Here is a 12,614-nt window from a genome sequence, read left to right on the forward strand (position 1 = left end):
CCAACCTTGCGATACGCAGCAACGCCGCGGCAAACAGACACCTCCTTCAGCGATGTCGCTGCTTGCTTCGGCAGGGTTGGTATAACCACACCGCCACATGCGTTCCATTTTCAAGCTCAGAAAAAAGTGCTGCATCGCGAAGTGGTCCCGGCGGGACTGTTGCGACTCAAACCTTGCTGCGGGCCATTTCGCGCCAGTAACAATCAGCTCCCTTCTTCACTGGATGACTTGCGCCAAGCGCAGCGCCAGCGTCGATGCCTGTTCGGCACTGGCAACGTTGGTGAAGCCCATCCCCAGGCCCTGCCTGGACTGGGCTTCCAGGTACCACTGTGACAGCGGCTCAACCGCGATGCCCACCGCCCGGGCGCGCTGGGCGAACTCGACATCATTCCCTTGCCCAAGACCGGCGACCAAGTGCATGCCGCCTGCTTGAGGGTTTATCTGTAAACCCTCGGCAAACTGTTGATGCAACGCATCGATCAGCCATTGACGGCGTCGCGCGTAGAGGCCGCGCATTTTATTTAGATGCCGTGCGAAGTGACCCTCGTTGAGGAAGGCGGTGACGGTCGCTTGAAGTAGGTGCGGGCAGTGATTGTGCAGACGATCCGCCTGACGGGCGAACGCTGGGGTCTGTTCGGCGGGCACCACCAGGTAGGCCAGGCGCAGCCCTGGAAACAGGACTTTGCTGAAGGTGCCGGTGTAGAGCACGCGGCCCTGCTGGTCGAGGCTCTTGAGGGCCGGCAAGGGCTTGCCCTGGTAGCGGTATTCGCTGTCGTAGTCGTCCTCGATGATCCAGCTGCCCTGGCGCTTGGCCCAGTCCAGCAGGGCCAAGCGCCGCGGCAGGGACAGCGACACCCCCAGCGGGCTCTGGTGGGTTGGCGTGACCACGGCAAAGCCGGCCTCTGGGGCGCGGGCGATGCCTTGGGCGACGTCCAGGCCCTGATCGTCCACGGGCACCGGCACCAACTGTGCGCCGGCTTCCAGCAGGGCGTTCCTGGCCATGAAGTAGCCGGGCTCTTCCAGCCAGCAGGTGGCGCCCGGGCCCATCAGCGTGTGGCTGATCAGGTCGAGGCAGGCGCGGTAGCCGGCGCAGACGAAAATCTGTTCCGGGTGGCAGCTGATGCCCCGGGAAATCCCCAGGTAGGACGCGATGGCTGCGCGCAACGGTGCATAGCCCTGCGCGTCCGGGTAGACGAGACCTTCCAAGCCCGTCTGGCGCAGTTGCCGGCCCGCCAGTCGCGTCCAGAGTTTGCGCGGAAAAGCGTCCAGCGCTGGCAGGCCCATTTGCAGTGCCAGGGGCGACGTGCCGGCATGGGTGGCCTGGTAGGTCGTTGCAGCCACTGGGGCGCGCAAACCGGCGCCAGTTGCGGGGTGACAATGGTCCCGGCGGCCCCGCGAGCAGTCAGGTAGCCCTCGCCTATCAGCAGTTGATAGGCCGCTTCCACAGTGCCTCGCGCTAGGTTCAGCTCCGCCGCCAAGGCGCGAACGGCAGGCACGCGGTCTCCCGGACGCAGGCGGCCATCGGCAATCGACTCGCGAAACCGCTGGTAAAGCTGGCGATAGATCGGCGCCGTCTGGCTGCGGTCCAATTCGAAAGGAAGGATCATGGCCTAGTCATTTATGCATTTTTTGGCCCTGTAGCTTAAGCCATTGACCTCCTAAAGTGGGTCATCTCTTTGCAGCGGATGACGACCATGCCCTACCCCCTTCAACACCTCGACAGCGAAGCGGCCCTGGCGGCCAGTTTCGACTTGATGCGTGTCTTGCGCCCGCACCTCACCAGCCCGGCGGCCTATGTCGCCCAAGTGGCCCGGCAAACCGAGCAGGGCTACCGCTTGCTCGCCGCGTGGGACGCTGAGCGCATCGTCGGCCTGGCGGGTTACCGCGAGCTGGAAAACCTGCTCTACGGGCGTTTCATCTACGTCGATGACCTGGTCGTGAGCCCGGAGCTTCAGCGCAGCGGCTTGGGAGCGCGGCTGTTGAGCGCGGTGCGGGATGAGGCCGTGCAGCGTCAATGCGAGCACTTGGTCCTGGATACCGGCCTGCATATGCCCCTGGCCCAGCGCTTCTATTTCCGTCAGGGGTTGCTGGCCCGGGGCATGCACTTCACCCAGCGACTTCAGGGTGGGGAGCCGGCATGAACAACCTGCTGCTGATCAACGCCAGTCCCCGTGGCCAGGTTTCCCATGGCAATCAGCTGGCACTGGAACTGGTGAGCTCCCTGCGCCAACGCTATCCACACCTGGAACGGGTCGAGCGCGATCTGGGGGCCAATCCGTTGCCGCCGCTGGGCCTGGACTACGCCCACGCTCTGACCACCGCTACGCCCTTCGACGCGCCACTGTTCGAGGTATCCGAAGAGCTGATTCGTGAGCTGGAACGCTGCGATGTGCTGCTGATTGCCACGCCCATGCACAACTTCACCCTGCCGGCCGCGCTCAAGCTGTGGATCGACTATGTGCTGCGCATTCACCGGACCTTCAGCTCCGGCCCGGAGGGCAAGGTCGGGCTATTGAAGGACCGCCCGGTGCATGTCCTGGTCAGTTCCGGCGGTTTTCACCAGGGCGAACGGGCACGCCAACCGGACTTTCTGACGCCTTACCTGCGCCAGGTGTTGAACACCCTCGGCCTGTTCGACCTGCAGTTCACCTATCTGCAGGGCTTGGTATTCGGTGACGAGGCCGTGCGTGCAACCCTCGACGAGGCCCGCAGCGCACTGTCCTTGCAGCCCCTGTTCAACCCCCTCGTTTGTGCCTGATCACTTTTTTCCATATCGGAGTTTCACCATGAGCCAACTCAGACTGCCCTTTGCCACTTTGTCGCCTGCTGCCTATCAAGGCCTGCTCGCCACCAACACCGCCCTGGTCGCCAGCCCCCTGGGCTTGCCCCTGGTGGAACTGGTGTTTTTGCGCGTGTCGCAGATCAACGGCTGCTCGTTCTGCCTGGGCAAGCACTCGCAGACCCTGCGTGAATGTGGAGTCGCCCAGGAAAAGCTGGATTGCCTCGCCGGCTGGCGCGTCAGCGAACTGTTCAACGACCGCGAGCGCGCCGCCCTGGCCTGGACCGAGACCCTCACCTACGTTCACGACAAGGGCGCACCCGACGCGCTGTACGATCCCCTGAAAGCGCACTTCAGTGACGTCGAAATTTCCGATCTGACGTTGGCCGTGTCCTTGATGAATGCCTTTAACCGACTGGCGGTGGGCATGAAGCTCTAAGAGCAAGCAGAGCACAGCAGCCTCAATGGTTCAGCCGTTAACCGTTCGCGCGGGTGAGTCCACCGCCGGGGCTGCTGCGGGTGCTGGTGCGCCACACCACTATCGGCTTGAATCGTCGCCCTTCACGCCGGCTGGTCTTTATCAACCGGCAACGAAGCAAACATCTCAGCGCGGCACACCTCAAGAATCTCATCCGCCAGCGCGGAATCATCCGGGCAGGCACGGGACAAAATAATCGCACCGACCGCACGCGACAGCAGGTCGATCATTTTCTGCCTGCCCTCACCCGGTGCGGCATCCGGCCGGGTCGGGTATTTGTCCCCCAGGGTTTTCAGGGTGTGCTCGATCCCTTCGGCAAACCTCGCTTTCACATCATCCGATTGACGCGCCGCGTCGCCACCCAATGCGGCCATGGTGCAACCGCCGCCACGTTCGTCGCGGTGTTCTCGGGTCACATAGACGTCGATGAAGCCAGGCACATCGAGCGCTTGCAGGCCAGCCAGCGACTTGGCAAGGCTGCAGGCCGAGGCCTCGGCCATGAGATCGGCCTTCGAACCGAAATGCTTGTAGAAACCTCCATGGGTGAAACCGGCCGCCGCCATGAGGTCCGACACCCCCACACCGTCGAAGCCGCGCTCACGGAACAACTCAGAAGCCGTTTCAACGATGTGCTCTCGATTGGCCTGCGCCTGGGCCTTGCTCACTCTCACCTGCAATACCTCCTATGCATCGGAAAATCATGGGGCCGATCATACATAGATGTCGATCATAATCAAAACCGTTGACAGCTTAGATTTCGATCATCATCCTAATTGCACGCACCACCGACCTCCACCCTCGGGCACGCAAGAGACACCAGATGACCGATCAGAACCTGTTCACCCCTTACACCCTCGGCGCCCTCGCGCTGTCGAACCGCATCGTCCTCGCGCCACTGACCCGCAACCGCGCCGGCACAGGCTCTGTTCCCAGCGAATTCGCCGCCACCTATTACAGCCAACGCGCTAGCGCCGGCTTGCTGATCAGCGAAGCCACGCAGATTTCCCAACAGGGCCAGGGCGGATCTACACCCAGGCGCAGATTGAGGGTTTCTGGTGGAGCGTCTCAAGACCGGCGCCGCCTTGTCCGCGTTCAATCCCGCCACCCTCTACGGCGGCGGCGCGGCAGGCTACATCGACTACCCGACGCTGGTTGAATCGAGCGCCAATGCAAGCTGAGCAAGCACAATCCGAGCAGGCTGTTTTCCCCCCACTCTAGAAAGAGAGATGACCCCATGAGCACTCGCCCTACCGTTCTGATCACTGGCGCCTCCACTGGCATTGGCGCCGTCTACGCCGAGCGCTTCGCGCAACGCGGCCACGATCTGGTGCTGGTCGCCCGCGATCAGGCACGCCTGGACACTCTGGCCGCCCGATTGCGCAGCGAGCACGAGGTCGCCGTCGAGGTGATGAAAGCGGATCTGACCCAACTCAGCGATCTGACCACCGTTGAAGCCCGCCTGCGCGACGACGCCCGCATCGGCATCCTGATCAATAATGCCGGCGCCGCCCTCTCCGGCGGCTTCATCGAGCAAAGCACCGACAGCGTTGCGCAACTGATTGCCCTCAACACCACGGCACTGGTGCGCCTGACCAGCGCCATTGCCCCGCGTCTGGCCAAGGCCGGCGACGGCGCGATCATCAACATCGGTTCGGTGGTGGGCCTGGCGCCGGAATTCGGCATGACGGTCTATGGCGCAACCAAGGCCTTTGTGCTGTTCCTGTCCCAAGGCCTGAGCCTGGAACTGTCGCCCCGGGGCGTGTACGTGCAAGCCGTGCTACCGGCCGCCACCCGCACGGAAATCTGGGACCGCTCCGGTGTCGATATCAACACCCTGGACGACATCATGGAAGTGGGCGATCTGGTGGACGCCGCGCTGGTCGGCTTTGACCGACGCGAAGCGGTGACCATCCCGCCGCTGCAACAGGCTGAACGCTGGGATGACCTGCAGAGCGCGCGTCAGGGTCTGCTGGGGCACATCCGTCAATCCGAAGTAGCCCAGCGTTACCAGACCCAGCAGTGATCTTCAGGCAGGGAGCATTCGCGGCGGATTCGCGGCAGGCACTGTGGCGAATCCGGTCCGCTGTCGGAGGGAGAAATGAACCCAACGCCTACCCCTGACCACAACCGCCCCCCCTCACTCCAACCGACCAGAGCCGCACCACGATGAAAGCCTTTCTGATTGATCGCTATGGCCAGCACAGCGGGCGTATTGGCGAAGTGCCCACGCCCACGGTGGGTGCCCACGACGTGTTGATCGAGATCCACGCCAGCAGCGTCAACGTGCTGGACTCGAAGATCCGCACAGGCAAATTCAAGCTGATCCTGCCCTATGCATTGCCGCTGATACTGGGCAATGACCTGGCGGGCGTCGTGGTTGAGGTGGGTCCTCAAGTGCAACGCTTCAAGCCGGGAGACGAAGTCTATGCGCGCCCGCCTGAAACACGGATCGGGACGTTCGCCCAATGGATCGCCGTTAACGAACAGGCCGTCGCCCTGAAACCTGCCAACACCAGCATGATCGAGGCCGCGTCGATCCCCTTGGTCGCGCTCACCGCCTGGCAGGTGCTGGTGCAAACCGCCCAGCTGAAAAAGGGTCAGAACGTGTTGATCCACGCCGGTGCAGGCGGCGTCGGCACCCTGGCCATCCAACTTGCCAAGCACCTTGGCGCCTTTGTCGCGACCACCACCAGCACGGGGAATGTCCAATGGGTCAAAGCGCTGGGGGCCGATCAGGTGATCGACTACACGCAGCAGCACTTCGAAGACGTCCTGCACGGCTACGACGTGGTGCTCAACAGCCTCGGCGACGACGTGCTGAAGAAATCACTCCAGGTGCTCAAGCCCGGTGGCCAGCTGATTTCCATCTCCGGGCCACCCACGTTGCAGTTCGCCCAGGAGCAAGGGCTGGCCTGGCCGTTGCAGCAGGTCATGCGCCTCTTGAGCTTCGGTATCCGGCGCAAGGCGCGCCAGCGGGATGTCCGCTACGCCTTTGTGTTCATGCGGGCCGATGGCGCCCAGCTGCAACAGATCACCGCGCTGATCGAGGCCGGAATCATCAAGCCTGTGGTTGACCGCAGCTTCAGTTTCGAATCGACGGCAGAGGCCTTGCAGTACGTCGAGCAGGGACGAGCCAAGGGCAAGGTGGTGATCAAGATCAAATGACCACAGCGCCTACCGATACCCCGACTGAATCGACGACAGCCCCTGAACCCGACGAGGCAACGCCAGCGCAGGCGCCGGACAAACCTGCACCGCAAGTGCCGGCGGATGCTGTTGCGCCGCCACAGATCCTTTGGCGCCGCTTGATGCTGGAGCCGTAGGTCCGTCGGCTTTTCTGGCGACAACCCAGGCCGGCTAAACCTCGACCGACGCCCCCTCATCGGCTTCGCGCAGAATCCGTTCAAGCGCCGGCCGCGTCCACTTTTCCCAAGGCAACTCATCCTGCCCATCCCCCGGGTGACGATACTCTCCGGCATCAAACGCCAGGTAGATGGAAAAGGCCGGCTCGGGCATGTCAGCGTGCAAGGACAGATCAACCATGTCACTGAACAAGGTATTCATGACCGCATCGCCGTAATGAAAGTCGCGCCGCCCCTCGATAAAGAGCCGGGCCACCGCCATGGCGACTTGATTGAAAAGAGCACACCGGTCTATCTGCATCCCGTCATAGAGACGATTCAGGTCCTGGCAGGCGTCGCTTTCGATCGCTTCCAGCACCTTGTGAAGCTCGGCTTCACTCAACATCCTCTGCATCCACTGGCCCACCGTTTGTCCGGGAGGCGCAGATTAACATCCGCCAAACGCCCTGTTCATCGGATCAAGGCCACCGCTTGGCGCCCGTGGGTACGCGCCGGCCCAAAAACCGCCCCACTGCCGCGCAAAAACCCGGATAATGCCCGCCATTTTTTGCTTTGTGATGCCGGTGCCCCCCATGGAAATCAAGGTCAACTTTCTCGACAACCTTCGACTTGAAGCCAAGTTCGACGACTTCACGGTGGTGGCCGACCAACCGATCCGCTACAAGGGCGATGGTTCGGCGCCGGGTCCGTTCGACTATTTCCTGGCTTCTTCGGCGCTGTGCGCGGCGTACTTCGTCAAGCTGTACTGCCAGACCCGCAACATCCCCACCGACAATATCCGCCTGTCGCAGAACAACATTGTCGATCCGGAAAACCGCTACAACCAGATCTTCAAGATCCAGGTCGAACTGCCGGCGGACATCTCCGACAAGGACCGCCAGGGCATCCTGCGTTCCATCGACCGTTGCACCGTGAAGAAGGTGGTGCAGACCGGCCCCGAGTTCATCATCGAGGAAGTGGAAAACCTCGACGCCGATGCCCAGGCGCTGTTGATGCCGCAATCGGGCGCCAGCGCAGGCACCTACATTGCCGGCAAGGACCTGCCCCTGGAGCAGACCATCGCCAACATGTCCGGGATTCTCGCGGGTCTGGGGATGAAGATCGAAATCGCTTCGTGGCGCAATATCGTGCCCAACGTCTGGTCGCTGCATATCCGCGATGCGCAGTCGCCGATGTGCTTCACCAACGGCAAGGGCGCGACCAAGGAAAGCGCCCTGGCGTCGGCCCTGGGCGAGTTCATCGAGCGCCTGAACTGCAACTTCTTCTACAACGACCAGTTCTGGGGCGAGGAAATCGCCAACGCCGAGTTCGTGCACTACCCGGACGAGCGCTGGTTCCAGCCGGGGCGCAAGGATGAGCTGCCCAAGGAGATCCTCGACGAACACTGCCTGGCCATCTATAACCCCGATGGCGAGCTGCGCGGCTCCCACCTGTACGACACCAACTCGGGCAATATCGAGCGCGGCATCTGCTGCCTGCCCTACGTGCGCCAGTCCGACGGCGAGGTGGTGTACTTCCCCTCCAACCTGATCGAGAACCTTTACCTGAGCAACGGCATGAGCGCCGGCAACACCCTGGCCGAAGCCCAGGTGCAGTGCCTGTCGGAGATCTTCGAGCGGGCGGTCAAGCGCCAGATCCTCGAAGGCGAGCTGGCCCTGCCGGACGTGCCCCAGGAAGTGCTGGCCAAGTACCCGAGCATTCTGGCGGGCATCCAGGGCCTGGAAGAGCAAGGCTTCCCGGTGCTGGTCAAGGACGCGTCCCTGGGCGGTGAGTTCCCGGTGATGTGCGTGACCCTGATGAACCCGCGCACCGGTGGCGTGTTTGCTTCGTTCGGTGCTCACCCGAGCTTCGAGGTGGCGCTGGAGCGCAGCCTCACCGAACTGCTCCAGGGCCGCAGCTTCGAAGGCTTGAACGACCTGCCGCAACCGACCTTTGAAAGCCAGGCGCTGATGGAGCCGAACAACTTCGTCGAGCACTTCATCGACTCCAGCGGCGTGGTGTCGTGGCGTTTCTTCAGTGCCAAGGCGGACTTCGAATTCGTCGAGTGGGACTTCACCAGCCAGAGCGGCTTCAGTGAAAGGGAAAAAGCCAGCGCCGAGGAAGCCGCGACCCTGTTCGGCATCCTCGAAGGCCTGGGCAAGGAAGTCTACATGGCGGTGTACCAGCACCTGGGGGCCACCGCCTGCCGCATCCTGGTGCCGGACTATTCGGAAATCTACCCGGTGGACGACCTGATCTGGGACAACACCAACAAGGCGCTGTTCTTCCGTGAAGACATCCTCAACCTGCACAGCCTGGACGAAGACGGTTTGCGCTCACTGCTGGAGCGCCTGGAAGAAAGCGAACTGGACGACTACACCGACATCACCACCCTGATCGGCATCGAGTTCGACGACAACACGGCCTGGGGCCAGTTGACCATCCTCGAACTCAAGCTGCTGCTCCACGTGGCCCTGGGGCAGTTCGACCCGGCCAAGGAACTGGTGGAGATGTTCCTGCAATACAACGACAACACCGTCGAGCGCGGGCTGTTCTATCAGGCCTTGAACGCGGTACTGGAAGTGGAGCTGGACGACGAACTGGAGCTGGGCGACTACGAAGCCAACTTACGGCGCATGTTCGGCAACGAACGGATGGACGCGGTGATCGGCTCGGTGGACGGTAGCGTGCGCTTCTACGGCCTGACCCCGACCAACCTGCAGCTCGAAGGCCTGGACCGTCACCTGCGCCTGATCGACAGCTACAAGAAGCTGCACGCGGCGCGGGCCAAGTGGAGCGCAGCCAACCGCTGACACAGCGCCCGCCTCTGCCTGTACCCGTAGGAGCGAGCTTGCTCGCGAAGCACTCAAAAACGCCGCGTTCACCCAGTGAACGCGGCGTTTTCGTTGACGGCCATCGCGAGCAAGCTCGCTCCCACAACTAGCCAGACGCCCCCTGGCTGATCACACCAGCAGATACCTGAGGAGCGCGTTTGCTCGCTCCGACAGCGACGCGTTAGCCATTGCGCATCCCCGGCGGCCAGGGCTTGCGGTCTTCTCGCTCGGGCGGGCCGTACAGCTCCTGCTCCCATTCCTCGAATGCCGGCACGACGGTGTAGCCCGGATCGCAATACTGGCGAATGTATTGGGCGGCACGGTACTCGGCGTACTTGGCATTCACCGGTACGCCCTCTTCGTCCAGCTCCAGCACATTGGCAAAAATCGCGTAGGCCATCTCCAGCATGCTCGGCTCTTCGCTCAGGCAACTGCGATAGTCGACGCCCTCCAGCAGCGGGTAGCCGAGGGTGCCGTTGGCGACCCAGAAACTGAAGGTGCGCAACGCCCCGGAAAACTCCGGGCTGAGTTGTTTCGGGTAATGCATGCGGCTTGCCTCTGCTGGGTATCGGACCGGGTGGATTCTCCGGTACTGGCCGCTGTGCAAGCAAGCCGACGGCAGCCGCCGTGTTCAACTGACGGCCAGCGAGCGCTGTTCGGCTACCACGCAATTACGTCCCTTCTGCTTGGCCTGATACAACAACTGGTCGGCCTTTTCCAACGCAGCGGTGATCGAACCACTTCCCGGCTGCCACACGCTGACGCCCAACGAAACCGTAATGTGCCCGACGGTATCGATCTGCGCCGCGGCGATCGAGGCTCGCAGGCGCTCTGCGACATCGGTTGCAGCCCGTAGCGAACTGTTCGGCAAGAGCAGGACAAACTCCTCGCCGCCCACCCGGCACGGCAGGTCGTCAGTGCGCGAATTTTGCTTCATCAGGTCGGCAATCGCTCTCAGGGTTTCATCCCCCACGCCATGGCCGAAGGTGTCGTTCACCCGTTTGAAGTGATCGATGTCCATGGAAACAATGGCGAACGGCTGATTGGCCTGTTGCCAGTGCGCCAGGGTGTCCTGCATCGCCCGCCGGTTGGCCAGCCCGGTCAGCGCATCACTTTGCGCCTGCTGGTTAAGCCGGCCGATCTTTTCCTGGAGCAGGCTGGTGCCCAGCAGCAGCGCCCGACGAATCTGCCAACTTTCAGAATACTGCGCCGGGATCGCGCTGATGCGCTCATAGCTCTCAGGGCTGTCCAGGCGCTTGGCACTCTCGGCCAGCCGCGACAGCGGCGCCGAAATCCTGGTCCCCAACCACCAGATCAGCACCAGGCCGAACAACGCCAGCGGCAGTATGCCCTTGGCGACTTTGGACATGGTTACCTGCAGCGTGGCCTGGATGTTGCCGAGGGGCTGCTGGGCGATCACCCCCCAACCGCTGCTGGGCACATGGGTGAAACCTGCGAGCATTTCCACGCCCTGGGCATCCAGCGCCTGCAATGAACCCCCGCCCTGGCTCAAGGCCGCATCGACGATCGGGTCCTCGGCAACGATCTGGCCGATTTGCTCGGGATAGGGGTGATAGAGAACCCGCCGATTACTGTCCACCAGATAGACATGGGCGCCATCTTCACGTACCTGCCGGTCCATCAAGTCTTGAAGGGCGTTCTTCTGTTCAAGTCGGATGCTGCCGCCGACCAGCCCCAAGTACCGCCCTTTGCCGTCAAACACCGGCTGGGATACAAAAACCAGCAGATTGCCGGCAATGGACTTGAAGGCCTTGCTGATGATCGGTTGACGCAGCCTGAGCGGTGTCTGGTCTTGCAGGGACTGGCCATTGAGATTCAGGTGCTCGGGCATTGAGGCGATGATGGTGCCGGTCGCATTCGTGATCAGTACCGAGTTGAAGCTGTTGTCCTGCCCCAGCAAGCGCCGGGCTTCGCCGACCAGTCGTTGCGAGTCGTCAAAGTCCCCGCCCAGGACAGCGGCGGCATACTTCAAGCGTTCCTGATCGGAACTGAGCACCTGCTCCACACCGGAGGCGATCCGCGCGGCATAGGCCTGGTTGACTTGCAGGGCGTTTTCGATGAGTTCCTGCTTCTGGATCTTGAACATGACCCAGAAGCTGTTGGCCAGAGTGGCTAATGCTGCAAACAGTACGAAGACCAGAATCAGCACACGAAGATTAAGCTTGGGCTTGGGCCGGGTAGGCATGTAAAAAAGTCCGGATGAGCAAGCAGACAGTGGATTTCGATGTTGCGCCAACTGCCTGCCGGCTATGGATCATTCACGTCCGTGCGCCCTAGTCACATGGATAATCATCCGTCGAACATCGTCGAAACGCCTGCACTGTTTGGCTATAAAGGCGTCAGGTGTTAGAGCCGCGCAGTCTACCCGGGTTGCTCCGATTGGCAATCGATAAAATGACCAGGCGTCCAGTGGCGCACGGCCCGTGGTGTTCAGACCCGCCCCAACCCGGCACAATGCGCCACCTCAGACCAGGGTTGCCCCCCAACCGCCCGCATCACTGATCGCAAGGACCGTCCATGAGCGTCTTCAGCACCTTGTTCGACCCTCTCGAAAAGCCAGCACCGTCGGCCACTGACACACTCCAGGCGCCCCATGAAGAGGATGCAACGGTCGATCCGGTCCAGCCCCAGGAACAGGCCGAGTCCGCCAACCTGGCCCTGCTCGAAGCCGCCAATGCCTACTTCGCCTTTCACCTGTTCGCCGCCCACTTCCCCAGCCAGGCCGAGGCTGAACGGTTCGCCTTCGAACAGTGGGAGCCCGAACCTGCGGCGGATGCCAGCGACGCCGAATTCAGCGCCTGGGAAGCGCGCAATCCCAGCTGGCGCCTCAGGCAGGAATTGGGCTACTACATGGACGCCGATTTCGTCGAGCTGATCGGCAAAGACGACTGCCCGCAATACCTGGAATCGCTGATCCGCAGTGATGCCGAGCAACAGCGGCTGCGCTCGCGGATCAAGGCGCATTACAGCCACTTCATCATCGTCGGCAGCGAGTCGATTGATGGCGACCAGCGATCGGTTGCCTCCGGGCCCAATCAGCGCCCGCCGCAAAGCACGCCGACGCTGGACTACCTGGGCGAGTTCAACGGTTCCTCTGCCCCGCACTAGATGCTAAAAAGGCCCACAGTTTTCCCTTGCACCCCTTGTCGTGCCCAGCCGTA

General features: G+C 62.3%; 12 protein-coding genes and 2 pseudogenes. 9 read left to right on the top strand and 5 right to left on the bottom strand.

Features of this window, described 5'->3' with window-relative positions; genetic code table 11:
- Positions 1–216: 216 nt before the first annotated feature.
- Positions 217–1,607, bottom strand: a pseudogene (locus tag WIN67_RS16755) (PLP-dependent aminotransferase family protein).
- Positions 1,608–1,694: 87 nt separating this feature from the next.
- On the opposite strand from WIN67_RS16755, the gene WIN67_RS16760 reads away from it, so the two are divergent.
- Genes WIN67_RS16760 through WIN67_RS16770 form a run of 3 tightly spaced genes read left to right on the top strand, consistent with a single transcriptional unit; the run spans position 1,695 to position 3,218 of the window.
- The gene (locus WIN67_RS16760; protein WP_170003931.1) at positions 1,695–2,141 is read left to right on the top strand and encodes a GNAT family N-acetyltransferase; all 447 of its coding nucleotides are present in this window, start codon (positions 1,695–1,697) and stop codon (positions 2,139–2,141) included.
- The gene (locus WIN67_RS16765; RefSeq protein ID WP_339069390.1) at positions 2,138–2,758 is read left to right on the top strand and encodes an FMN-dependent NADH-azoreductase; all 621 of its coding nucleotides are present in this window, start codon (positions 2,138–2,140) and stop codon (positions 2,756–2,758) included. Before WIN67_RS16760 ends, WIN67_RS16765 begins: the two co-directional genes overlap by 4 nt.
- 28 nt (positions 2,759–2,786) lie before the next feature.
- Positions 2,787–3,218, top strand: coding sequence for a carboxymuconolactone decarboxylase family protein (locus tag WIN67_RS16770; RefSeq protein WP_170003927.1), 432 nt, complete (start codon positions 2,787–2,789; stop codon positions 3,216–3,218).
- Positions 3,219–3,340: 122 nt separating this feature from the next.
- On the opposite strand, the gene WIN67_RS16775 is transcribed toward WIN67_RS16770, so the two are convergent.
- A complete protein-coding gene (locus WIN67_RS16775) occupies positions 3,341–3,928 on the bottom strand; it encodes a TetR/AcrR family transcriptional regulator (RefSeq protein ID WP_180988380.1) in 588 nt (195 codons plus the stop codon).
- 149 nt (positions 3,929–4,077) lie between these two features.
- Between WIN67_RS16775 and WIN67_RS16780 the strand changes: the two are divergent.
- From WIN67_RS16780 to WIN67_RS16795, 4 genes and pseudogenes are all read left to right on the top strand, one after another.
- Positions 4,078–4,325, top strand: a pseudogene (locus tag WIN67_RS16780) (alkene reductase); the annotation flags it as partial.
- Positions 4,313–4,435: a hypothetical protein gene (locus WIN67_RS16785; RefSeq protein ID WP_339071748.1), complete on the top strand. Its 123-nt coding sequence runs from the start codon at positions 4,313–4,315 to the stop codon at positions 4,433–4,435. The pseudogene WIN67_RS16780 and the gene WIN67_RS16785, both read left to right, overlap by 13 nt.
- A 56-nt stretch (positions 4,436–4,491) precedes the next feature.
- On the top strand, positions 4,492–5,280 hold the full coding sequence (locus WIN67_RS16790) for an SDR family oxidoreductase (protein ID WP_339069392.1): 789 nt from the start codon (positions 4,492–4,494) through the stop codon (positions 5,278–5,280).
- A gap of 143 nt (positions 5,281–5,423) precedes the next feature.
- On the top strand, positions 5,424–6,422 hold the full coding sequence (locus tag WIN67_RS16795) for an NADP-dependent oxidoreductase (RefSeq protein ID WP_339069394.1): 999 nt from the start codon (positions 5,424–5,426) through the stop codon (positions 6,420–6,422).
- Positions 6,423–6,614: 192 nt separating this feature from the next.
- Here WIN67_RS16795 and WIN67_RS16800 read toward each other — a convergent pair whose 3' ends face one another.
- Positions 6,615–7,004, bottom strand: coding sequence for a hypothetical protein (locus WIN67_RS16800; protein WP_339069396.1), 390 nt, complete (start codon positions 7,002–7,004; stop codon positions 6,615–6,617).
- Between the two features lie 187 nt (positions 7,005–7,191).
- Between WIN67_RS16800 and WIN67_RS16805 the strand changes: the two genes are divergently transcribed.
- Complete coding sequence (locus WIN67_RS16805) at positions 7,192–9,411, top strand: OsmC domain/YcaO domain-containing protein (RefSeq protein ID WP_102863580.1); 2,220 nt, start codon at positions 7,192–7,194, stop codon at positions 9,409–9,411.
- Between the two features lie 202 nt (positions 9,412–9,613).
- Here WIN67_RS16805 and WIN67_RS16810 read toward each other — a convergent pair whose 3' ends face one another.
- Both WIN67_RS16810 and WIN67_RS16815 read right to left on the bottom strand, forming a co-directional pair.
- Positions 9,614–9,979, bottom strand: a complete 366-nt coding sequence (locus WIN67_RS16810; RefSeq protein ID WP_102879133.1) for a DUF7677 family protein — start codon at positions 9,977–9,979, stop codon at positions 9,614–9,616.
- Between the two features lie 84 nt (positions 9,980–10,063).
- Positions 10,064–11,638, bottom strand: coding sequence for a sensor domain-containing diguanylate cyclase (locus tag WIN67_RS16815; RefSeq protein ID WP_170003915.1), 1,575 nt, complete (start codon positions 11,636–11,638; stop codon positions 10,064–10,066).
- A gap of 332 nt (positions 11,639–11,970) precedes the next feature.
- Here WIN67_RS16815 and WIN67_RS16820 point away from each other — a divergent pair, with 332 nt between their 5' ends.
- On the top strand, positions 11,971–12,561 hold the full coding sequence (locus WIN67_RS16820) for a hypothetical protein (RefSeq protein ID WP_339069398.1): 591 nt from the start codon (positions 11,971–11,973) through the stop codon (positions 12,559–12,561).
- Positions 12,562–12,614 lie beyond the last annotated feature (53 nt).

Source organism: Pseudomonas idahonensis (genome assembly GCF_037903935.1).
Taxonomy (GTDB): Bacteria; Pseudomonadota; Gammaproteobacteria; order Pseudomonadales; family Pseudomonadaceae; genus Aquipseudomonas; species Aquipseudomonas danubii.